Annotated in this window: 15 protein-coding genes; 11 read left to right on the forward strand and 4 right to left on the reverse strand. The window is 58.0% G+C overall.

Features of this window, described 5'->3' with window-relative positions; translation table 11 throughout:
* Nucleotides 1-297 precede the first annotated feature (297 nt).
* The 10 genes from JZI28_RS22675 to JZI28_RS22720 all read left to right on the forward strand — a co-directional run bounded on the left by JZI28_RS22675 (nucleotide 298) and on the right by JZI28_RS22720 (nucleotide 15,819).
* On the forward strand, nucleotides 298-3,255 hold the full coding sequence (locus tag JZI28_RS22675) for a type VI secretion system contractile sheath domain-containing protein (RefSeq protein WP_375700372.1): 2,958 nt from the start codon (nucleotides 298-300) through the stop codon (nucleotides 3,253-3,255).
* A 75-nt stretch (nucleotides 3,256-3,330) separates the two neighbouring features.
* Nucleotides 3,331-5,442: a type VI secretion system Vgr family protein gene (locus JZI28_RS22680; RefSeq protein ID WP_375700356.1), complete on the forward strand. Its 2,112-nt coding sequence runs from the start codon at nucleotides 3,331-3,333 to the stop codon at nucleotides 5,440-5,442.
* 9 nt (nucleotides 5,443-5,451) lie between these two features.
* Nucleotides 5,452-6,078 (forward strand): DUF6931 family protein, encoded by a 627-nt coding sequence (locus tag JZI28_RS22685; protein WP_295448932.1) that lies wholly within the window; start codon nucleotides 5,452-5,454, stop codon nucleotides 6,076-6,078.
* A 1-nt stretch (nucleotide 6,079) separates the two neighbouring features.
* The gene (locus JZI28_RS22690) at nucleotides 6,080-6,379 is read left to right on the forward strand and encodes a PAAR domain-containing protein (RefSeq protein ID WP_297340662.1); all 300 of its coding nucleotides are present in this window, start codon (nucleotides 6,080-6,082) and stop codon (nucleotides 6,377-6,379) included.
* A 7-nt stretch (nucleotides 6,380-6,386) separates the two neighbouring features.
* On the forward strand, nucleotides 6,387-7,955 hold the full coding sequence (gene tagH, locus JZI28_RS22695; protein WP_375700357.1) for a type VI secretion system-associated FHA domain protein TagH: 1,569 nt from the start codon (nucleotides 6,387-6,389) through the stop codon (nucleotides 7,953-7,955).
* Between the two features lie 39 nt (nucleotides 7,956-7,994).
* On the forward strand, nucleotides 7,995-9,335 hold the full coding sequence (gene tssK / locus JZI28_RS22700) for a type VI secretion system baseplate subunit TssK (protein WP_295448941.1): 1,341 nt from the start codon (nucleotides 7,995-7,997) through the stop codon (nucleotides 9,333-9,335).
* Nucleotides 9,336-9,402: 67 nt separating this feature from the next.
* The gene (tssL, locus tag JZI28_RS22705) at nucleotides 9,403-10,845 is read left to right on the forward strand and encodes a type VI secretion system protein TssL, long form (protein WP_375700358.1); all 1,443 of its coding nucleotides are present in this window, start codon (nucleotides 9,403-9,405) and stop codon (nucleotides 10,843-10,845) included.
* Nucleotides 10,842-14,414 carry a type VI secretion system membrane subunit TssM gene (gene tssM, locus JZI28_RS22710; RefSeq protein WP_375700359.1) on the forward strand — a complete coding sequence of 1,191 codons (3,573 nt, stop codon included), beginning with the start codon at nucleotides 10,842-10,844 and terminating at the stop codon, nucleotides 14,412-14,414. The genes tssL and tssM overlap by 4 nt, the downstream gene beginning before the upstream one ends.
* Nucleotides 14,414-15,100, forward strand: coding sequence for a type VI secretion system-associated protein TagF (tagF, locus tag JZI28_RS22715; protein ID WP_375700360.1), 687 nt, complete (start codon nucleotides 14,414-14,416; stop codon nucleotides 15,098-15,100). The genes tssM and tagF overlap by 1 nt, the downstream gene beginning before the upstream one ends.
* On the forward strand, nucleotides 15,097-15,819 hold the full coding sequence (locus JZI28_RS22720; protein WP_375700361.1) for a PP2C family protein-serine/threonine phosphatase: 723 nt from the start codon (nucleotides 15,097-15,099) through the stop codon (nucleotides 15,817-15,819). Before tagF ends, JZI28_RS22720 begins: the two co-directional genes overlap by 4 nt.
* A gap of 101 nt (nucleotides 15,820-15,920) precedes the next feature.
* Here the strand turns inward: JZI28_RS22720 and JZI28_RS22725 are convergent, their stop codons facing one another.
* Nucleotides 15,921-18,089, reverse strand: coding sequence for a protein kinase (locus JZI28_RS22725; RefSeq protein ID WP_375700362.1), 2,169 nt, complete (start codon nucleotides 18,087-18,089; stop codon nucleotides 15,921-15,923).
* A 125-nt stretch (nucleotides 18,090-18,214) separates the two neighbouring features.
* The gene (locus JZI28_RS22730; protein WP_375700363.1) at nucleotides 18,215-18,796 is read right to left on the reverse strand and encodes an OmpA family protein; all 582 of its coding nucleotides are present in this window, start codon (nucleotides 18,794-18,796) and stop codon (nucleotides 18,215-18,217) included.
* A gap of 174 nt (nucleotides 18,797-18,970) precedes the next feature.
* On the opposite strand from JZI28_RS22730, the gene JZI28_RS22735 reads away from it, so the two are divergent.
* Complete coding sequence (locus JZI28_RS22735) at nucleotides 18,971-19,810, forward strand: M15 family metallopeptidase (RefSeq protein ID WP_297339116.1); 840 nt, start codon at nucleotides 18,971-18,973, stop codon at nucleotides 19,808-19,810.
* Between the two features lie 39 nt (nucleotides 19,811-19,849).
* Here the strand turns inward: JZI28_RS22735 and JZI28_RS22740 are convergent, their stop codons facing one another.
* Both JZI28_RS22740 and JZI28_RS22745 read right to left on the reverse strand, forming a co-directional pair.
* Complete coding sequence (locus tag JZI28_RS22740) at nucleotides 19,850-20,248, reverse strand: hypothetical protein (protein WP_375700364.1); 399 nt, start codon at nucleotides 20,246-20,248, stop codon at nucleotides 19,850-19,852.
* Nucleotides 20,249-20,497: 249 nt separating this feature from the next.
* Nucleotides 20,498-21,997 (reverse strand): caspase family protein, encoded by a 1,500-nt coding sequence (locus JZI28_RS22745; protein ID WP_295448969.1) that lies wholly within the window; start codon nucleotides 21,995-21,997, stop codon nucleotides 20,498-20,500.
* Nucleotides 21,998-22,124 lie beyond the last annotated feature (127 nt).

Genomic DNA, 22,124 nt, shown 5'->3' on the forward strand with positions numbered 1-22,124 from the left:
CAGGCCGACACAGGTGAGACCGCGCTGGCAGCCCTGCGGAATCTGGACCCAGTTGCCGAAGATCCGCCAGAGGACACGACGGATGTCTTGGGGGATCTGGCCCGCGCTGGCGAAGAGCTCCAGCAGCCTGAAACACCGTCCAATGACGGGATCCTTCAGGACCTGGCCGCCACAGAGATACCGGAAGCCGCCGCGCCAGACCCGCTGGCGGATATCCTGTCTGATCTCGAGGCCGCGCAGCCCGAGCCTGAGGAAGGTGATGACGATCTGGCGGATGTGTTGGGGTCTTTGCAGGACATGGCCCTACCGGAAGAAGGCTCAGACGATGGGGATCTGTCTGGCGCAATTTTGGACGAACTGGCGGCGCAAGAGCCGGAACCCGCAACCGATGCAGAAGCGGATGATCTTGCGGCGCTTCTGGATGATCTTTCTGCCGTCGCACCAGATGAGGCAGAACGCGAAGGTGCCGACCTGACCGAGGTTCTGGGATCTCTGGCGGACAGTGAGGCAGAGCCCGACAGCGTACCACAGGTGGGCGACATCCTGGCGGATGTTGTTACCAGCACGCCCGTCACCGCTGCAGAGGATGCACCGGACGATGATCTCGCGGATATTCTGGGCGCACTGGATCTGGGGGAAGAAACCGGGGGTTCTGAGGATGATGTGGATTTGCAGGACATGTTGGCAGGGCTGGCACCTGCAGAACAGGACGTTTTGGATGACACTTCGGAGCTGGATGATGTGCTCGCCGGGCTGGAGCAATCCGACGCGCCACGCGCACCAGAGGCCGCAAATGATCTGAATGATCTGCTGTCAGATTTGGCCAGTACAGCCCCCGCCGAAGATGGCGGGGACAGCGCCGAGGAAGCGAGCCTGGAGGGGCTGCTTGCCGATCTGGACCTGGAAGAAGACAGCCCAGACGCAGCGGTGGATGTGGACAGTATTTTGTCCGACCTGGAGGCCGCGCCCGGCCCCAATCCTGCGGCCGGTGACGCCACAGAGGGCAGCGAGGCTGCTGAGGCGAGTCTGTCGGACCTGCTGGGGGCAACAGATGCGGTGGAGACAGATCTGGATGATCTGCTGGGATCCTCCGACGCAGAGGGAGGCACTTCTGAGGAGGAGCTTGACCTTGATGATCTTCTGGGGGATCTGACCAGCGACTTTGCCGACGGCCTGGATGATCCAGAGGCGGCGACCGACAGCGCAGCCATCGACACCGCAAAGAGCGCGGGGCTCGACGATCTGTTGGCCGATTTGGACGATGCTGCCGACACTGGCCCGGTGGCGGAGAGCCAGGAGGACGTCGCGCAGGATCTGAGCGATGATCTGATGGATTTGGATGCGCTTCTTGGCGATCTCGAAAGCGATACAGCCGCTGCGGATACCGCGCAGGGCGCGGAACTCGGGGGGGAGCATGTCGAAGCTGAGCAACAGGCGGTTTTTGCCGAGCCTGAATTTGCCTATGGAACCATCAGTGCAGAGCGCCCTGCCGCGCAGCAGTTGACCCGAAAGCGGTTTCGCATTGCCTTGTTTGGCGATTTCTCGGGCCGGGCAGCCCGTGGTCAGGTGGAAACCGGCGATGCGCTGGCGCAGCGGCCCGGCATCCTGTTGGACCCTGATACCGTCGAAGAGGTGATTGAAGGTTTTGCCAGCCCGTTGATCCTGCCCATCGGTCAGAATGAGGGTGGCATTTCGGTCAACCTAAAAGAATTTGACGACCTGCATCCAGATGAGCTGTTTGAAAATGTTGCGCTGTTTTCCGAACTTGTGAGCCTGCGCGATCAGCTGCAGTCTGGGGTCACGGTTGAGCACGCCAGCCGCAGCCTGGCGGCCTGGGCGGCGCAATATGGCACGCCCGTACGGGCGCCAAAACGGACCTCAGCCAGCAATTCGGTGCCAGCAGATCGGCGGTTGAGTGCCTTTCAACAGCTGATTGGCGATGCTGAAAATTCCCTGCGGGAGGCCTCACCGATAGATGAGCTGCTGGCCCGGGTGGTTGGTCCCTATATTCGCGCCTTGCCCAATCCAGAGGTGCCCGCGATGCAGGCGGCGGTGGATGCTGCCCTGTCGGACGCGATGCGCCTGGTGCTGCATCACCCGGAGTTTCAGGCGCTGGAGGCGCAGTGGCGCTCTTTGGATCTCATTGCCCGCTCGGTGGAGGTCGACGACAGTCTTAAGGTGGTGCTGTATGATGTTTCTGCCGAAGAGCTGGCTGCAGATTTGGCATCTCAAGACGACCTGGCCAGTTGCGGCCTGACCCGATTGTTGAGCGAAGAGCCTATGGACCCGGAGCTGGGACGGGGCGGCTATTCAGCCCTGATCGGCATGTACGGGTTTGAGGAAACCCCTCCCCATGCGGAACTGTTGGGACGGATCGCGCGGGTGGCGGCGCATGTGGATGCGCCATTCTTTACCAGCCTGTCACCGGAATTCCTGAAAACGGAAAAAAAGGATCGCCCAGCTGTGGTGGCCAATGCCTGGGATACCCTGCAACAGATGCCCGAGGCAGGCCATTTGGCCCTGGCCAGCCCCCGGTTCTTGCTGCGCCGTCCCTATGGCGCCAAAAGCAACCCGGTGGATGCCTTCGACTTTGAGGAGTTCTCAGAGACTGAGGGATTGAAGGGGATGCTGTGGGGCAATCCGGTGGTGCTGGTGACCATCCTGCTGGCGCGCTCCTTCAAGCAAAATGGCGCCTCGATGCAATTGGGCTCTATCATGTCGCTGGGCGGGATGCCCTATCACACGGTGAATGATCGTTTTGGCGATCAAGTGGCGCTGCCCTGCACCGAACGCAACATAGATCTGGACAAAATTGCCCTTGCCAATGAGCGTGGGGTGATGGCTATCAGCGCCGTCAAAGGCCGGGATGAGCTGCGTCTGACGTCGTTTTCCTCTGTTGCCGGGAGTGAGGTTCTGGGCCCTTGGAGCGGTGTACCGGCCCCGGCGCCTTCGCCAGCGGACCCGCGCGAGAAAGCAGGCATTGCAGCAGCAAAACCCGCCGATGCTACGCCGCAGAGCGTGGAGGACAACGGCGGTTCGCAGGCGGATGATCTGGATTTGAGCGACTTGGGCCTGGATGATCTGGGCCTTGACGATCTGGATCTGGGGGACGCCGCAAGCGGCGATACTGCAGATGAAGCTGGGGATCTGGACGATCTAGACGCGCTGTTGGCGGGATTTGGCGACGATACGGATACGGAAGAGAATGATGACGAGATGGACGCCGAATTAGCGGCCCTATTGGCGGATTTGTAATGACGAAATTTGATTTGGCAGCGGTGTATTTTCACCCAGTTTTTAACCCGATCGTGATCGGGGAAAGGAGGAGCCATGGTTGAGAGCAAAGCACATGACAGTGACATGGTCTGGATGTCCGGCAGTTATTCTGTACGGGATCTTTTGCTCAAGCGTGCCATTGTGCGCGAAGGCCTGAGCAAGCTGACTGAGACCACAGTAGAGTTTCAGTCCAAAAACAAAGCCATCAAACTGGAAGATATCGTTGGTCAGACGATGAACCTGCATGTCCAGACCGAGGGCGGCACAGATCAGAAGTTTTCGGGTTTCTGTATCTCGGTGGAAAACATGGGGTTTCGCGATGGCTATGGGCTCTATGTGGCAGAGGTGCGCCCCTGGTTCTGGCTGTTGACACGTACGACAGATAGCCGGGTTTTTCAGGAGCTTTCTGCGGTGGACGTCATCAAGCAGATTTTCAGTGAAAACGGCTTCACCGACTTTCGTGATCGTTTGAGCGAAAGCTACGAGGCGCGCGACTATTGCCTGCAATACCGCGAGACCGACTATGATTTTATCTGTCGCTTGATGGAAGAGGAGGGGATCTACTTCTACTTTGACAGCAGCAGCGATAAAAACGCGGCAGAAACACTGGTGCTGTGTGACGGGATGAGCGGTCATTCACCGGTGAACGGCAAATCACAGGTGGAGTTCCACGCCCGCGATGATCGGGACCGTCGCCGCGAAGATCATATCTCGGAGTGGGCACATGAAGAAGTGCTGACCACCGGCAAGGTGACCCTGAATGATTTTGATTTCCTGTCACCGGCGGCGGATCTGAAAGTTAAAAATGCCATTCCCAAAGGCAGTCATAGCCACAAGGATTTTGAGCATTACGATTACCAGGGCCATTATCGCAAAGACACCGGTCTGGGGAACAAACGCGCCCGAGTTCAGATGGAGGCGGAGGCTGTCCGGCACAAGCGCTGGCGCGGGGCTGGCAGTCTGCGGACCTTGGGCACCGGCTATACCTTTCAATTGAAAAACCACCCGGACAAGCCAGCCAATGGCGAATACCTGGTGGTGGATGCCGTGCACTATTTACAGGTCGCAGGGGACTACAACGAACGGGAAAAACGCACGACCGCAGCGGCTGAAGCAGGTGAAATGCGCCATGATATCAAGCCGCGCAACATGGACTTCCCAGAAGAAATCAAAGGCGATGCCTATGCCAGCACTTTTGGTGCCATTGAAAAGCACGAGCAATTTCGCGCCCCTCTCGCCACCAAATGGCCGCAGGTTCCTGGGCTACAAACAGCAACTGTGGTTGGCCCCAGCGGCGAAGAGATCCTGACTGATAAACACGGCCGCATCAAGATTGAGTTCCACTGGGACCGTGAAGGCGATGCAGATGAGAAATCCTCTTGTTTTGTGCGGGTTGTGACGCCCTGGTCGGGGAAAAACTGGGGCATGGTTGCGGTGCCGCGCATCGGCCAGGAAGTGGTGGTGCAGTTTGAGGATGGCAACCCGGATCGCCCGATCTGTACCGGTATGTTGTATAATGCCGATACCATGCCACCCTATACCTACCCGGATGATCAGACACAGCTGGGCATCAAAACCAACTCCTCCAAGGGCGGCGGCGGTTACAATGAGCTGATGTTCGACGACAAAAAGGGCGAAGAACTGATGCGGGTGCAGGCGGAAAAAGATCATCAGATGTTGATCAAAGACCGCTCAGCCGTCACCATCGGTCTAGACGCGCCGGAACCGGATGCGCCTGGCACCGATGAAAAAAGTTATGCCATGACCGTCAAACAGCACATGGATGAGGTGGTCAAAAGCGGCAACCGTACAGAGGTGGTTGAAACTGGCGACAAGGCGGAAACCATTCAGACAGGCAACATGACCCTGGATGTGGACACCGGAAACTTGACCGAGACCATCGCCAAGGGCAATCATGATGAAACCGTCAGTCTTGGCAATATCTCGGTGGATGCCACGGCCGGCAAAATTAAAATGACAGCTGGTCTGGAGATCTTGCTACAGGTCGGGCCTTCGTCGGTGAAGATCGACAATTCAGGTGTGACGATCAAAGGACCTATGATCAAAGTCGAAGGCAGTGCCATGGTTGAGGCCAAGGCCCCAATGACAACCGTCAAAGGGGACGCGATGCTGACCCTTAAAGGCGGCCTGACGATGATCAACTAGGTGGGAAATATGTCAGAGAACTTCGAAAACCTGGTCAAGCTTCCCGCTGACCCCGTGGCCAAACTGCTGTCGCATGCCAATGTGCTGTTGAAAACGCCGCTCCAATCGCCGCCATCGGCGGCGGCTGGTGTTGTCCTGAAAGAGCTTTACGACAAAGAGGCCCTGGTGGATCTGTTGCGGCTTTTGGGGGTCTTGCTCCCCCCGCGTGAGCGGGTTTGGTGGGCCTGTATGGCAGCCCGGGATTATATCGGTCCGCGTTCCGACAAGGATCCCGCCTCGCTGAGCTGTTCCGAGGCCTGGGTCAGGGATCCTTCAGAGGAAAACCGGGACGCGGCCCGGTTGACGCTTGATCACGCCTACATTGATGATGATACGGTGAATTGCGCCCTTTCGGTGCTTTATGCACCGGGAACACTGGGGCCGGGAGACCTCAACCAATATCCGGCCCCCGCTGGGGCGTCAGAAGCAGCGGCCTTTGCGATGAATATGGTAGCATTGAGCCAATTGTCTGATAAGTTTGAAGAACACGGCCGGATTTTGGTCGCGCGTGCTTTGGATATTGCGCGTGGGGGTAATGGACAGGGCAGGGCCAAAGCGGCCAATCCTGATCCAGGTAACGAGAAAGAGGAGGCCTGATATGGGAATGCCCCAGGCACGGGTGTTGGATTTGCATGCCTGCATGCTGCCGTCGATTCCACCACCACCGGCCTTGCCGGTGCCAACACCGATCATGCCGCCCTGTGCGGTGACCGTTCTGGTGGGGAAATTGCCGGCTGCCCGGCTGAGCGATATGTGCACGGCGGCGCCGCCACACCCCATCGTCAAAGGTTCGGGGACGGTGCTGATCAATAAGCTTCCAGCGGCGCGGATCACGGATACCGCCGCCTGTGGCGGTTTGATCATCAAGGGTGAGTTCACCGTGTTGGTGGGAGGCTAAGCGACCCATGGGGGTGACACTCAAGTTTCAGAACTCTGGTGCGATGCCTGGCAATGCCGCGCCGGTCGCAATGCTGGGGCCCAGCCTGACTATTGGGCGGGGTGACAGCAATGATATGGTTCTGCCTGACCCGGATCAGCTGTTGTCGCGCAACCATTGCGCCATCGAGGACCACAACGGCAATGTTGTGGTAGTTGACCTCAGCGCAAACGGAACCTTTCTGAACTACTCCAAAATCCCGCTTGGACGTACGCCGACGCCGTTGAACAATGGCGATGTGCTCTGTGTGGGTAACTACGAGCTGCTGGTCGAAATTCACAGCAGTTCAACCGCGCAGATGATCCCCGATCCGTTGTCCGATGCACCGGTGTCGCATGGGGTGGCCAATAATGCGCCGGATCCGATGGCGCTGTTGGATGATGCAGGTCCTGCCGGGGATTTTTTGGATGATCTTCTTGGCGCCTCGAACCCCACCGGACCATCGCAGCTCAACCCGGTTGATCCGATTGATGATCTGTTGCCGCCTCTGGGCGAAGAGGAAGATCCATTTTTCCAAAAGCCCAGTGACGGGCGCGAAGGGGTCGGCGCCAGCCTGCCCAGCCATTCCGCGTCGGCGGCGGATAGTTTTGCAAGCCCGGCTGCACATAGCGCGACAATCCCGGATGACTGGGATGATGACTTTTTGTCAGGGATCGGCGAACCGGCTACGCCCAGCCCCGCTACGCCTCCGATTACGGCCGCATCTGCTGCCGTGCCCCCTGTTCCGACACCTACACCTACACCTGCTCCCGCAGCGGCAGTTGCAGAACCTGCCCCGGCTGTACCACCAGCGGCAGCCGCGTCATCAGACCCCTTTGCCGAACCCTCGGATACTGTGGCCACAACGCTAGAGGCTCCTGTTGTCGCGCCAGCGGCTCCCCCTGTGGAAACTGCGGCGGCCAAAGAGGCCCCAAAACAAGCTGAGCCAGTGGCCGCGGGCAAATCGGAACTGCCCTCAAACGCGGTCGCTGCGTTTTTGCGGGGGCTTGGTGTTGAAGAGAATGCTTTGGGAGATGAAGACCCGTCCAAATCCATGGGGCGCATGGGGCGGGTCTTGCAGACATTGGTGACGGGCCTGCGTGAAATCCTGATGACGCGGACCTCGATCAAATCGGAATTCCGCATTGAACAAACGATGATCTCAGCTGGCGGCAACAACCCGCTAAAGTTCTCGATCACACCAGAGCAAGCGGTCGAGGCCATGCTGAAACCCGCCACCAAGGGCTATCTCAGCCCCGAGACTGCCGTCGAAGAGGCGCTGAAGGATATCAAGGCGCATGAAGTTGCTATGGTGACTGGCATGGAGGCGGCGCTAAAAGGCGTTTTGACCCGGCTCGACCCCAAGGCGCTGGAAGCGCAGATCGAAGATAAAGGCGGATTAAGCGGTCTCTTGCGTGGTAAAAAAGCCCGCTATTGGGACGTCTATGAACGGCTGTTTTCCGAGATTTCGGATCAGGCCGAAAACGATTTTCATGACTTGTTCAGCCGCGAATTTGCGCGGGCCTACAAGGCGCAATTGGATAAATTAAAAGACTGAACCGCGCAGATCTGCGTGGACAATTAAGGGGAGAACCAGGTGTCCTGGGACAGCAAGGTGCTTTGGACTGAGGGGCTATTTCTACAGCCGCATCACTTCCAGCAATCAGATCGCTATACCGAAGGCCTGGTGACAGGCCTGGCCCGTCGTCTTGCCCCTTATGCCTGGGGGGTCAATGCGTTGGAAATTGACCACGAGGCGCTGAAGATCGGCCAGTTCGCTCTCAAATCCTGCGAGGGCTTGACCCAGGATGGCAGCATCTTTCGGGTGCCGATGGCAGACCCACATCCCCCGGCGCTAGAAGTGCCGACCACCATAAAGGACTGCGTGGTCTATCTTACGGTGCCGCAGCGTCGCCAAGGCGCGGTTGAGGTCGACCTGAGCGGAGCCGAGCGGTCCGCCAGCCGGTTGCGCCCGGCGAGCCAGGAAGTCACCGATGTCACCAGCACAGAGCGCAAACCGGTGCCTTTGAGTGTGGGCAAGATGCGGCTGCAATTTGCGCTGGGTGTGGATGACATGGCGGACCTGCTGGCGATCCCGGTGGCGCGTATCATCGAGGTGCGCTCAGATAAAGAGATCATCCTGGATCAGGCCTTTATACCCTCTTGCCTGGATGCGCGCGCGGCCTCGGTATTGCGGGATTTTCTGCGTGAACTCGAAGGGTTGTTGGCGCACCGGATGGAGGCCCTGTCGGGCCGTCTGGCCGAAGCAGGGTCTGCCCGCGGTGTGGCAGATGTTTCTGACTTTATGCTGTTGGCGGTGGTGAACCGGATGTTGCCGATGATCCGGCATTTGCGTCAGATCGAAAACCTGCACCCCGAACGTTTGTATATGCTCTGTGCCGGTCTGGCCGGGGAGCTGTCAGGCTACATGGCGGCGGACAAACAGGCGCCGGAGTTGCCCTCTTATACCCATGACGATCTGATGGGCTGTTTTGCGCCGCTCATCCGGGTGCTGCGGCAATATCTCAGCTCGGTACTGGAACAGACGGCCATCGCGATCAAACTGGAAGAGCGCAAATATGGCATCTCGGTTGGGGTGATTGCGGATCGCAAACTGTTGGGCAATGCCGGGTTTGTGCTGGCGGTAAGTGCAGACCTGCCTGCCGAAGACGTGAGGCGCCATTTTGCCGGCCAGGCCAAGATCGGCCCGGTTGAGGAAATTCGACAACTGGTCAATTCGGCACTGCCGGGGATCACGCTGCGGCCCCTGCCGGTGGCCCCACGCCAGATCCCCTATCATTCTGGTGTGGTCTATTTTGAAATGGATGCGGACAGCCCCTATTGGCGCAAGATGACCACCTCTGGCGGCGTTGCGGTGCATGTGTCCGGGCAGTATCCGGGGCTGAAGATGGAACTTTGGGCCATTCGCAACAGCTAGGCAGGCAGATACATCAGCCCTCCGTTGTGGGGGTGATTTTGGTAATTTGGTGAGTGGGTAAGAGATCATGGGTGAATATGACGATCCCTTTGCGGAACCGGGCGATACCGACAAAACGGTAATCCGCCCCAATCCTGGTGGCCGCCGTACTGCGACACCGCAGCCGACTCCCGTTACCGCCCCACCCGGCGACGCTGGCCAGGACCCTGCTTCCGGTGCCGGGCTGGATGCCTTTGGTGTGCCCCAGGCGGCCACGGCTCAAAGCAACCAATCCGGCAGTCAACCCGGCGGGGCAGCAGGCAAAGCTGCACCTATGGCGTTGACAGGGATGAATCCGCTGACCGCCTGCGCTTCGACCCTGTTTGCCTTGATCAGCCGCATTCGCAACCGGGCGCAGCATATGGACCCAGATGGGCTGCGCAAGAACGTGGTGGCCGAGGTGCGGGCGTTTGAAAATCGCGCTTTGCAGGCGGGTATCGCTGCGCAGACGGTAAAAGTCGCCCGTTATGCGCTCTGTGCGACGTTGGATGATGTGGTGCTGAACACGCCCTGGGGTGGGCAATCCAGCTGGGGCCTGCAGTCCATGGTTGGGACATTTCACCGAGAAACCGTTGGTGGTGACAGGTTTTATGACCTTCTGGCCCGTCTGGAAAAAGAACCCGGGGCCAATATCGACATGTTGGAGTTTCTCTACATGTGTATGTCGCTGGGCTTTGAGGGTCGTTTGCGTATTGAGCAGGGTGGCGCTGAAAAGCACCTGCAAATCCGCGCCGCTCTGGCCCGCATTCTGCGCAACCAGCGTGGCCCGATTGAACGGGATCTGTCGCCCCATTGGGAAGGGGTGATCAAACCTTTCAAGGTGCTGTCGGCCTGGCGTCTGGTCTGGATCGCCCTGGTAGTGACCAGCGTGTTGCTGGTGGCGCAGTTCCTGGGGCTGAGCTGGGCCTTGTCCAATCAGACGGGCAATGTGATCGGCCAGCTGAGCATCGTTGACTCTGGCCCCCCCGTCGAGTTGGAGCGCAGGGCTCCACCACCGCCACCACCACCGCCGATCCAAACGCTGGAAGAACAAGTGGCCAAGGTTGCAGGCTTTCTGGGCCCGGAAATTGACGAAGGCATTGTTGAGGTTTTCCAAAAGGGCAACACGCTGATCATTCGATTGGCGGGATCGGGAATGTTTGGCTCTGGTTCTGACCAGCTGAGCAAGGGGTTTAAAACACCCGTGGCCCGTGTTGCTGAGGCACTGAACGAAGAAAAAGGTCAGGTCATTGTGGCCGGCCACTCGGATAATATCCCAATTCGCTCGTCGCGCTTCCCCTCCAACATGGCGCTGTCTTTGGCGCGGGCCAAATCGGTGATGACGGGCATGGCCCAGGTCTTTAACGACCCGACGCGACTGTCTGCCGAAGGCCGTGCAGAAAAAGAGCCCATTGCCGACAACGGCACCAAGGCCGGGCGGGCCAAGAACCGCCGTATCGAGATCTTGCTGGTGCAGGAGGTTGACCAATGATCCGCCGTTATCTTTTGCCGATGTTTCGATCGCTCTATTCGGCGCTCATCCTGCTGGCGATCGCGCTTTCAGCCTGTACCTGGTTTTTTGCGCCCTACATAGGCAGCGCTGACTGGCGTCCCTTTGACGGCATTCAGGCGCGGGTGATCACCATTGCGGTGATCTGGGTCCTGACACTGCTGATCATCGGATTGGTGTTCTGGCTGCGACGCCGCCGTGACCGAGCGATGGCTGACGACATGGTCGAAGCCGCAGATGTTGTCGATGATGACGATGTGATGCTGGAAGAAATCGGCGAGCTGCGTGGAAAATTCAAGCAGGCGATGACAGAGCTGCGCAAGTCCAAAAACGGGCGGCGGCATCTGAATGTGCTGCCTTGGTATGTGATCATTGGTCCGCCGGGATCGGGAAAAACCACGGCCATTGTGAACTCGGGGCTGCAGTTTCCCCTGGCGGACAAGCTGGGCAAAGCCGCCATTGGCGGTGTTGGCGGCACGCGTAACTGTGATTGGTGGTTCACCAATGACGCGGTGCTGATCGACACCGCCGGGCGCTATACCACACAGGAAAGCGACGCAGAGGCAGACAATGCCGCCTGGCTTGGCTTTTTGGGCCTGTTGAAAAAGTACCGCAAGCGCCAGCCAATCAATGGGGCTTTGGTGGCGATCTCGCTGTCGGATCTTTCGCTGCAGGACGAAATGACACAAAAATCCCATGCCCAGGCTGTGCGGCGGCGCTTGTCTGAGCTGCGCGAACGGCTTGGGGTGCGCTTTCCGGTCTATGTTCTTTTCACCAAGGCCGACCTCATCGCGGGTTTTCAGGAGTATTTTGACACTCTTGGCAAAGAAGAGCGCGAACAGGTCTGGGGCTTTACCTTGCCGCTGATCAAAAGCAAAAAAGACGCCGCCGCAATTGAGCATTTTGACGAGGAGTTTGCAGGGCTTCTGGGGCAGATGAATGCGCAGCTGTTGGAGAAAATGCAGGCAGAAACCGATCATCAGCGCCGCGCGCTGGTGGCAGGTTTCCCGTCGCAGGTGGCCTCGATGCGGGCCGTGGCCAAAGAGTTTCTGACCGAGGTCTTTCAGGACAACCGTTATGAGCAACGCCAGATGCTGCGAGGGGTCTATTTCACCTCCGGGACTCAGGAAGGGACGCCGATTGACCGGCTGATGCTGGGCATGGCGCAGACCTTTGGAATTGGACGGCAAGCCATCGGCACCGGACAGGGGACGGGGCGGTCCTTCTTCCTGACCCGCTTGTTTGAAGGCGTGTTGTTCCCCGAGGCCGGCCTGGTTTCCGCAGATGACAAGGTTGAGCGCCGCTATCGTTGGACCCGGCGTGCGGCGATTACCGCAACTGTGCTGGTGGCTGCGGCCATGGGCGGGCTTTGGGTGAATTCCTTCTTTCAGAACGCCGAGTTCATTCGTAAGGCCGAAGCGCAGGTTGTCGAGTATCAGGCTAGGGCCGCAACCCTGCCAGCCAGTCCAGTGGGCGATACCGATCTTGTGCCGGTGGCGGAGGCACTTAACTTGCTGCGTGACATGCCGGGCAATCCGGTGTTGTCAGATCCTCAGCCTGAACGCGCCATGACATATGGCCTGTATCAAGGCGAGGTCATTGGCACCCAGACGGCACAGACCTATCGCGCCGCGCTGAACCAACGCCTGTTGCCGCGGCTTCTGGTGCGTCTGGAAGAACAAATTGCAGGTAATGTGAACAATCCTGATGTGCTGTATGAAGCGCTGAAGATCTATTTGATGCTGGGCCTGCAGGGGCCGATGAATCCGGATCTGGTCAAGGAATGGATGCGGCTCGATTGGGAATTGGTGGCCTATCCTGGTGCCGCACGTGGGCAGATGCGCAATGACTTGATGGATCATTTGTCGGCGCTGCTGTCGCAACCGATGGAAGAGATCGCCCTGAACGGTCCACTGGTGGAGCAGGCGCAGAATATCCTGTCGGAAATGCCGCTGGCACAGCGGGTTTACAACGGGATCATCAATTCCAACCAAGCGACCAGCCTACCAAAATGGCGTTTGACCGAAATCGGCGGTCCTTCGGTAAAGCGGGTTCTCGTGCGCAGCTCTGGTAAGCCGCTGAATGAAGGTGTTGAGGGTATTTTTACCTATGACGGCTTTAACAACGTGTTTTTGCCCGAAGCGGTGAGTGTTTCCGAACGGGTGCAGAACGAGGCCTGGGTATTGGGCGAACGGGCGGGGGATGGCCAAAGTGAAGCGGCGCTTTTGGCGTTGAGCCGCGATGTGCTGGATCTCTATTACAACGATTATATCAGCCGCTATGACCAGATCCTGGGGGATGTTGATATCGTGCCGCTGGAGTCGCTCAGCCATGCGGTTGAAGTGACAAATGTCCTGTCCGGGCCGACCTCGCCGATTATGAATATCCTGACGGAAATCAGCCGCGAAACCCGGCTGGCCGAGGATCGATCAGCACTGGATTCCGCTTCGCTGAACGAGGGTGTTTCCCAGGTTGTCGGCATCGAAACCCGGTCGGGTATGTCCATTCAGGGGCAAATTCTGTTGGAGGCCCTGATCAATTCTGCCGCCAACGCGCCAGGAGAGGCCCCCAAACCGCCAGGGTCCTATGTGCAGGAACGCTTTCAGTGGCTGCACGATCTGGTGGTCCGGCTAGAGGGGCAGCCTTCGCGGTTGGATGACCTGATGGGGTCTTTGCAACTGGTCTATCAAGAGCTGAACAAGATGTCGTTCAGCGGTGTGGCCTCGGGAGAAAGTGGTCAGGCGCTGCTGCAATTCCAGCAGACGGCGTCGCGGATTGACGGGCCTATTCAACGCTGGGCAACTCAGATTTCGGCGGGCTCGTCTGGCATTACATCCGAGGGCACGCGGGCGTCGATCAACGCGCGCTGGCAATCTGCGGTACTGCCGTTTTGTCAAAAGGCCTTGGACAACCGCTATCCGTTCAACCGGCGCGCGCGGGCGGATGTGGCGATGGTGGACTTTGCCAAGCTTTTTGCCCCGGGTGGGCTTATCGACGGGTTCTTTGATGAAAACCTGCTGAAATATGTCGATACCCGCAGCCGGCCCTGGACCTGGAAACGGGTGAATGACGTTGATCTGGGGATTAGCCAAGCAGTGTTGCAGCAGATGCAATATGCCGCTGAAATCCGTGATGCCTTCTTTAATGGGGCGGCTAATCCTTCAGTTCAGTTTCAGATCACCCCAAAGGCGCTGGACCCCAAGGCGAAAGAAGTTCTGCTGGAAATTGACGGGTCAAAGGTCAGTTACAATCACCGCATGGGGCAACCGACACCGGTGGCGGTGAACTGGCCCGGATCCGTTGGCCTGGCCCGGATTACCCTGCTGCCGCAGCGGCGTGGCAATGAAAACACCCTGTCGCGTGATGGGCCCTGGGCCTGGTTCCGGCTGCTGGATGCGGCAGAGGTGCGGCGCACCAATGTCAGCGACCGACGCCGGGTGAACTTCCGTGTTGGCGGCCGCCTGGCCCTGTTTGAGTTGCAATCGGGATCGGTGGTGAACCCCTTTGCCCTGCCTGCCATGGCAAAATTCCGCTGCCCGAAGTCGATGTGATGGCGGCGGGGTTTGGAGCCTTTGGCAAGATGCCCGACGTCGGAGATTTCTTCCGGATCAATGTGGCGGGTGGATTTGTGCGGGTTTGGGACAACTGGGTGCAGCAGCTGATGATGGAGGGGCAGGCCCAGTACGGTGCGGGGTTCGACAGTCACTATATGTCGGCGCCGCTATGGCGGTTTACCCTGGCGGCTGGCCTGGCTGGCCCCAGCAAGATCATGGGGGTTTTGATGCCCTCGGTGGATCGTGTTGGCCGTCGGTTTCCGCTGACGCTGGTATTGCCGTTGGAGACCCCGGGGCCGCCGGCGCTGGATCATCTGCGCGAGGGGGCCTTGTTTGAAAAACTGGAAGACATCGCGCTTTCGACGCTTGAAAATGGCATGACAAAAACCTGGCTAGAACAAGAGCTCCAATCTCTGGAGGTGCCGGGATTGCGCGCATCCGTTCCTTTGCGGCAGCAGGGGGAGACGCTGGTCCTGACGGGAAGCGGCGGTGACGATTCTCTGGTTGCGATCCATCTTGCCGGCGCCCTGCTGGCAAAACAGGTGCCGGGCGGCGGGGTCTGGAGCTCCTACCTGGAGAGCGGGCCGCGGATGATGATCAGACCGGATTTGCCCCTAGGACATGCGGGGTCTGGGTTGTTTGATCTTGCGGCACCAATATGGCGGGAGGCCCAACCGATATGACAAATGATAAGACATACCGTTTTGCGGCGCAGACCCATGTGGGGCTGAAACGAAAGGTCAATGAGGATGCAATCCTTGCCTTGCCAGACCATGATATCTGGTTGGTCTCTGACGGGATGGGCGGGCATCAGGCCGGAGATTTCGCCAGCGCCCTGATTGTCGACACCGTTGCGTCTCTGCCGCTTGGGCTGGACCCGGCTGCAAAGATGCACGGGCTGCGCGACAGAATACAAAACGCCCACCACGCCATCCAGGCCGAGGCCGCAGCGCGTGGCGGCGGCACGATTGGCGCGACGGTTGTGGCGCTGATCCTGGCGAACAGTCATTTTGTTTGCCTCTGGGCCGGGGACAGCCGGATCTATCGGCTGCGAAATGGTACGATCGAGATGTTGACCAGCGATCATTCCGCCGTGGCTGATTTTGTTCTGGCGGGCAAGATGACCTGGGACGAAGCCGATCAACACCCCCACGCCAATGCGATCACCCGCGCCGTTGGGGTGGGTGACGCGCTGGAACTGGATAAGGTTCGGGGTATGGTCGAAAGCGGGGACCGGTTCCTGATCTGCTCTGACGGTCTGACCAAATACGCGACCTTTCCCATTCTGCAGGAGGTGCTTTCGACAGCACCGCTGGAAACCGTTGGTGATCGCCTGTTGCAAATCGCCCTGGAGGGCGGTGGAGCCGACAATATCTCCCACATTATTGTCGATGTGATTTGACGTACTAAAAACCCGCGATGCTTTGATAGCGGATTTTCCTGAGGTTTCCCTTGGGGAGGTCGTGAGTGCGCCAGCAATATCGAGAGCCTGACGCCAGGTTTTTATGGCAGGGCTGTTTCCAATATCTTGCTGTCCATAGAGAGGATCAACCCGGCATCCCGTGCGCTGTTTTCCTTGAGAGCTTCGGCAAAGCCAACGGCACTTTCGGAGGTTGGGCGCAGCCCAGCGAACAAGGGTTCCGATGAATGCAGAACCAAAACCCGGCTTTTGCCTAGGGTGCTATCGTCAACCCGGAAGGCAAGGCCACCATTCAGGGCAGATTCCGCCAGGGTATAGGCCACGCGCACAGACAGCGGGCCCGTTGTGTCACCGCGCAGCTCCGCAATCGAATTCTGTTGACGCGAGAGGTTGGGCAACAAGTGGAAGACATTGCCGGATACATCAAGGATGGAAACCGTCAGAAATCCTGAAGTGATTGAGGCCGGCAATTTTACATCAATAACCGGGTTTTCGCCGACAAAGAAACGACCCGAAGGATTGGGCGTACTTTCATTGCCGGTGCTGAATACCACATCTATTTTTCCTGTGGGTGCCTTGGGCAACGCCGCTTCGACAATGCAGAGCGAGGGGTTCAGGATCTCAACCTTCAGGGCGATCTTGCGGTTTCCGACGAGACCGCGCAGGGCGTCGAACATCCGAACACGGGTCTCCGATCCGGCGAGCCGCCCGGTTACGGTGATTGTATCCTCGGGACCAAACCCGCCCCCCACAGAGCCAGGACTGACATTTAGCGGGCCGCAGTCTTCAAAGCCGCCAACCAAGCCGCGGACCTGTGAAATGGCCACAACGGGTAGCCGATAGGTGATTTGCACGGCTCCGTCCAAACCACCCGGCAGCCCGTCTGCGAATTTGGCGTTCAGAGCGGCGGCCAGATCCGGGTCACTGGTGATGCCGCTCAGCTTTGCCTGATTGTCGCTGACCGTCAGCCGCCACTGCTGAAGATCCGACAGCGGGCGAACTGTCGCCAGAACATCCTCTGCCCAGCTATCGGAAATCGCCCCGCTTGAGAGGGAGATATCGGCTTGCTCCACCAGATCGGCCAGCGCAGTTCGACTGTCTTCAGAGGGCATATTGCCGACCGCGCGGGTTGGGCCGGCTTTTGGCTTTTCAACAATCAATGTAAAAGGCTGTGCCACGGGGTAGCTCGGCCCCAACAAGGGATCAAGCAGGCCGGAGAAAAAGGCCCCCGCCCCAGCGCCAACAAAGGCAAGTATCACGACCAGAACCAGGATAGGCGCTTTGCTCCGGCCGCCTTCGGATTTGGAGGGTTTCTTTGGGGGGGATTGGGGCGTTTTCTTTGCTGCGGCTGCTGCATTTGGGACGATGATTGTGGCCTCATCCGCAGGCGGTGCAGCCTCTGGCTCAATCGCTGCGTTGGGGTCGTTTTCGACGCGATCAAGAAAGGTCAGCACATCAGCTGCACTGCCGAGACGCCTGTCCGGATCCGGGTCGCACATCCGTTCGATAAGCTGTTTGAACGGCGTTGGCAGCCCCTCGGTATTCAGTGGCTTTTGTTTGTTTTCAACAACTTCCATTGGGTTGGCACCCAAGGACGGCGCGGCGCCGCGGAAATTGGCCAATAACAGCGCCCCCAGCGAATAGATATCGGCACGGGCATCCGTATTGCCCGACAGCTGTTCAGGCGCTGCATAGGAGTATTTGCCTGCAAATTCATTGCCAACAATGGTTTGGGCGCCAGGGTTGGTATCCTTGGCAATGCCAAAGTCAATAATCACAGCCTGTGCCGGATTGCCATCGCGCAGGATAATATTGTCTGGGCTCAGATCCCGGTGGACGATATTGCGGGCATGTGCCGCTTTCAGGCCTTCTGCGACGCGCCGACAGATGATCAATAGATCGGCAGCATCCATAGGCCCCTGTTTGAGTTTCTTGTCCAGGCCAGGCCCGTCGATGTAGTCCATCAGCAGGTATATATGGCCATCTGGTGTGCGATGATTTTCCGAATACCGCACCACGGCATCATGGCGTATTTCGCGGATGTTTTCCTCGCGGGCCATAAGGACGGTAAAATCCTCATTGCCGGAAAATTCCTGTTTGAGAACCTTGATGGCGACAAGGTTCCCGGAAATCTCCGAGCGGGCCTTGTAGACGTTGGATGTCCCGCCTCGACCCAAAAGCATTTCAATTCGATAGGTGTTGTTGAGCAGGTCGCCCGGTTGAAAAAGATCACCGGGCTGAGAGGTAATCATCGCAGCCTATCCTTGTGCAAGCTCAGCGCTTTTGCAGCCCTTCCAGACACAGCAGGAAACGCTGTGCAAAACCGGAAAGGATGCACATCTTCTGGCCGCAACGGGGCCGGGTTGAATTGCATCTGTTAGCCCAGGGCCTGGAATTCTACACGGCGATTTTCATCTGCTCGGGGGTTGGCTGCATTAAAGGGCGCTGCCTCTCCCATGCCGATCGCCTTGAGCATGTTATCGGCAATGCCGCAGCTGCTGATCAGATGGCGACGGACCTCCTGTGCGCGCAGCAGGGAGAGCCGTTCATTGTAGCTGGCTGACCCAGAGCTATCCGTATGGCCAATGATCTGGAAAACCGTTCCCTGCAGAAGCTGCATAGACGCGCACATGTTTTCCAGCTTTGGTTGCTGATCAGCCCGCAGCGTGGCGCTATCGAAATCGAAGGAGATCTGCAGATTAATCTGTGATTGCTGATCAACCGGGGAATAATCTGCGTTGGAGGAAGCCACGGTGGCGGTTTCCTGAGCATCCGATGCCTGCGGCGCTGTTGCAGCGGCGCTTGGCGCAATCACCAATCCCCGGGTTTTTTGCTGTTGCAGGATCTTGGTAATTTCTTCCACAGACTGACCGCCACTGTTCGCCTGTGCATGGGCAAGAGAGGCAGGCAAGAGCAGAGCAGAACACATGAATGCGGCGATAATATTGTCGCGGACCATATCTTGTCCCCTATACTGAAAAACATTACCTAAAAGACTATACCACATAAATGGTTCTGCCAATGGGCAGGGTGTGAATAAGAGCCTTGTCGTTTGCTGTGATATTTTTGGTCAAAGGGCTTTACTCGGCTGCGTCCTGCGCCTTGAATGGGTGTGTATTGATTTGAGGGTGTTATGCGGATTTTACCGGCGATTATTATCTGTATCGGGGTGCTGTTGGCGCCTGCGGTCTGGATTGGCTTGAAATGGATGCTTTCCGAAGAGGACTTCCAAGGGGCATCGGTTGATTCCACGGCGCGAATCGAAATTGAAATGCTGCGTCAACAGATCGAGGATCTGCAGTTGCGGTTGACCGATCTTCAGACCGAGGTCGCGCGCCTGCCGCTGGCAAATGGCGGACAGATGGCGCCGTCTGGTTCGTCTGCCGAAGCCGAGCGCGAGATCTGGGATCAGACCGAAGGGGCGGATCTTGACTATGCTCAGGTTGTGCTGATTGCCGATCGGGTGAACGTCAATCGCGGCTTGCAGGTAACCGGTGGGAAATATCTCACGGAACGTCTCGGGCGGCCACGGGAAACCCTGAACGACACATGCCAGCCGATGACCAACCCCGAGCTGAAGGAAAAATTGGTAACAGAACAAGTTGGCCCAATCCGGGTCAGCATGCTGCGGCCGGCCATCGAGAGCCTGAAGGTGGTGTTTGAAAACATCCGACAGGCTGATCCGGATCTTTACAATCGCATCAATACCGCCGGAGCGCTGTGTGTGCGCCGTATCCGGGGCACCACCAATTCACTGTCCACCCATAGCTATGGTCTGGCTGTTGATCTGAATATTGATGGTCAGTTGGATAATTTTACCGATGGGAAGACCCAATTGGGGCTGACCATCATGGCGGATTTTTTCTTTGACGAAGGCTGGGTCTGGGGCGCCGGTTTCCGTCGCGAAGACAGTATGCATTTTGAAATCAGCCGTCGCCAACTGGATGCCTGGATCGCAGAAGGCCGCCTATAGGTGACTCTTCTGCGTATCTGGCTTGCACGGCTCTAGGACTCAGGAGCGCAGCAGAACCTTGTTTGATCCCAAGGCATTGGCCACCTGCTGATACTGGCTGGCCCGGGCGGCAGACTGCGCCGAGGAGCGTAGCAGTTTGGTCTCAGCCTCTTCAAGGATTGCGATGGCCTGTCTGTGGGCGCTAGAGCGTCGGCTTGGGGTGACAGCCACCAAGGGGCGCGTAGAGCGCTGCCCGTCAGGGCTGGTGATGCGGGCGCGCGGCGCTGTGCGGTCACTATTTGCCCGGGCCAGTTGCCGCAGCTCTTCTGCGGTATCGCGCAAAATCTGTTTCATCTCTTGGTGACCGTGCAGATCTGAAGCATCCAATACGAGCGTCTCGATGCGCTCAGCCAGACAATCCACAACAAAGCCGCCAGAGTCGGTGCACAGGCTCTTCATCTGCGATATCCGTGTGGACAATTGGGGGACAGACGAGACTTGGGTTGCCGCAGTTCTGCCTGTTGAAGATACCCCTCCATCGGGGGCTGGATCGGGTTCGGTGCCGTAACCGCCGCTTTCACCGGTACTCTGCGCTGACACAGGGCCGACCATGAACAGCAGGACAACTCCAACACACCCAAACATCGTCTTTGATAGTCTAAACATAGCTCTAATTCCTTAAAATTGTTCGATTTTCAAATGATCGAACTAACCTTCAAGCCCATATGCCCGGCGAATACCCCGTTGAGTACCCGGACCAAAATCACCATCAATGGAGCCTTGGTAAAACTTGTTTTCTTTCAGCCTGTCTTGCAGTGCCCTGCGGGTGTCCAAGGTGAACATATTCGGGCGTTTGCTCAACAAATCCAGAACATCAGCGCTGCCGGATCGCAGGGCGGCGTAAAGGAAATGTGCCGCATCCTCGGGGCCTTTGCCGGGGACCAGGCCGTCATCTATAAGGGCGGCAAAATTAAACTGGGCTTGCGGGTGCCGCAGTTCGGCAGCATGCTGAAAAAATTCATAGGCTTTTTGCGGGTTGGCCGGCAGACCCAGACCACCCTGATGATGCAAAAATCCCAGATCGTTGATTGCATCGGCAAAGTTCTGTGCAGCGGCGGCTTGGTATAGCGCCAGCGCCTTTTGCGGGTCGGCGTCGACACCAGTGCCCCGCTCATAAAGCTTGGCCAGTTCAAACTGGGCCTCTGGGGCGCCGGCATCCGCCGCGCGTTGCAAAAAATCAACCGCAGCGACGGGATCAAACCGACCTGCATTGGGGTTCAGCCGCATATAGGCAAGCCCCAGCATTGACCGGGTATCGCCCAGCTCTGCCAGAGCCAAAAGCTGCTCTTCCTGGTCCGGTTTTACCGCAGACCAGGCTTCAGATGTGCCCGCAGGCAGGGCCTCGGCGCCGTTCGGGTTTGCGGCGGCGAGATAGAAGGGCACTCCGGTCAACGAGCCATAGGTATGGGGTTCTTGCAGGTTGCCGGTTTTTTCCAGTACCAGATCCCGCACTTGCCGGAACATCAGGCTGATTTCCAGTCCGGGCTGTACCATTTTCTGCATCAAGGCCTGGGCATAGGGGCTATTTGTTCCGTTGCCATCCAGAGCGACCTGACCATCGCGGGCGGCAAAGGCCACCAGTGTTCCGCGATCAGGATCCACCGCGGCCATGCCGCCACCGCCGCCACGGGTCTCCTCTGAGGTGGTTTGTGTGGCTTCGGTTTGGCTTAGGGCGATCGAGTCACCCAAGGGATTATCCCGACAACTGTCAAGAATCACGACGCGCATCTTGCGGGCGCGATCCACTGCGGCCAGCAACTGCTTCAACGAGGCGGATTGGCGCTGAACATCGCGGTTGCTGGTGACATTGGCATCCACGGGGATGAGGAAATTTTCACCCTGTACTTCGATGCCATGTCCGGCAAAGTAGATCAGCGCGAGGTCAGCCACCTCTGAGCGAAAGGCAAAATCATCCAACAGCCCAACCATATCCTGCGCCGTCGCATCGAGTGATAAAGTGACGTCAAAACCTATGTTTTCAAGGCTTTGTGCCATACCGTTGGCATCGTTATGGGTGTTCTCCAAGGGTGGCAAATATTGGTAATCGGCCATGCCAATGACCAAGGCAATTCTGTCCCGTCCCGCCGCGACGCTCTGGGGAAGCGTGAAACAGACTATTGCGATCAGGAGTTTGAAGAAGCGTGTCATACAATTACCAAGGAAACCAAACGGAACTATCGGTAATCTAACGCGCTGAGACTGCAAGGAAAGGAAAAAAGCCGTTTAAGCAAAATGCTCAAACGGCTTTTAGAGTCTGTATAGGGCCTTGATTGGG

Origin of the sequence: Pseudophaeobacter sp. TrK17, assembly GCF_042192375.1 — a bacterium.
GTDB lineage: Bacteria > Pseudomonadota > Alphaproteobacteria > Rhodobacterales > Rhodobacteraceae > Pseudophaeobacter.

Bases quoted from the DNA above. Each gene is read 5' to 3' on its own strand.
- JZI28_RS22675 (WP_375700372.1), top strand. From the start codon at position 298: ATGGCCCTACCGGAAGAAGGCTCAGACGATGGGGATCTGTCTGGCGCA.
- JZI28_RS22680 (WP_375700356.1), top strand. From the start codon at position 3,331: ATGGTTGAGAGCAAAGCACATGACAGTGACATGGTCTGGATGTCCGGC.
- JZI28_RS22685 (WP_295448932.1), top strand. From the start codon at position 5,452: ATGTCAGAGAACTTCGAAAACCTGGTCAAGCTTCCCGCTGACCCCGTG.
- JZI28_RS22690 (WP_297340662.1), top strand. From the start codon at position 6,080: ATGGGAATGCCCCAGGCACGGGTGTTGGATTTGCATGCCTGCATGCTG.
- tagH (WP_375700357.1), top strand. From the start codon at position 6,387: ATGGGGGTGACACTCAAGTTTCAGAACTCTGGTGCGATGCCTGGCAAT.
- tssL (WP_375700358.1), top strand. From the start codon at position 9,403: ATGGGTGAATATGACGATCCCTTTGCGGAACCGGGCGATACCGACAAA.
- tssM (WP_375700359.1), top strand. From the start codon at position 10,842: ATGATCCGCCGTTATCTTTTGCCGATGTTTCGATCGCTCTATTCGGCG.
- tagF (WP_375700360.1), top strand. From the start codon at position 14,414: ATGGCGGCGGGGTTTGGAGCCTTTGGCAAGATGCCCGACGTCGGAGAT.
- JZI28_RS22720 (WP_375700361.1), top strand. From the start codon at position 15,097: ATGACAAATGATAAGACATACCGTTTTGCGGCGCAGACCCATGTGGGG.
- JZI28_RS22725 (WP_375700362.1), bottom strand. From the start codon at position 18,089: ATGATTACCTCTCAGCCCGGTGATCTTTTTCAACCGGGCGACCTGCTC.
- JZI28_RS22730 (WP_375700363.1), bottom strand. From the start codon at position 18,796: ATGGTCCGCGACAATATTATCGCCGCATTCATGTGTTCTGCTCTGCTC.
- JZI28_RS22735 (WP_297339116.1), top strand. From the start codon at position 18,971: ATGCGGATTTTACCGGCGATTATTATCTGTATCGGGGTGCTGTTGGCG.
- JZI28_RS22740 (WP_375700364.1), bottom strand. From the start codon at position 20,248: ATGAAGAGCCTGTGCACCGACTCTGGCGGCTTTGTTGTGGATTGTCTG.
- JZI28_RS22745 (WP_295448969.1), bottom strand. From the start codon at position 21,997: ATGACACGCTTCTTCAAACTCCTGATCGCAATAGTCTGTTTCACGCTT.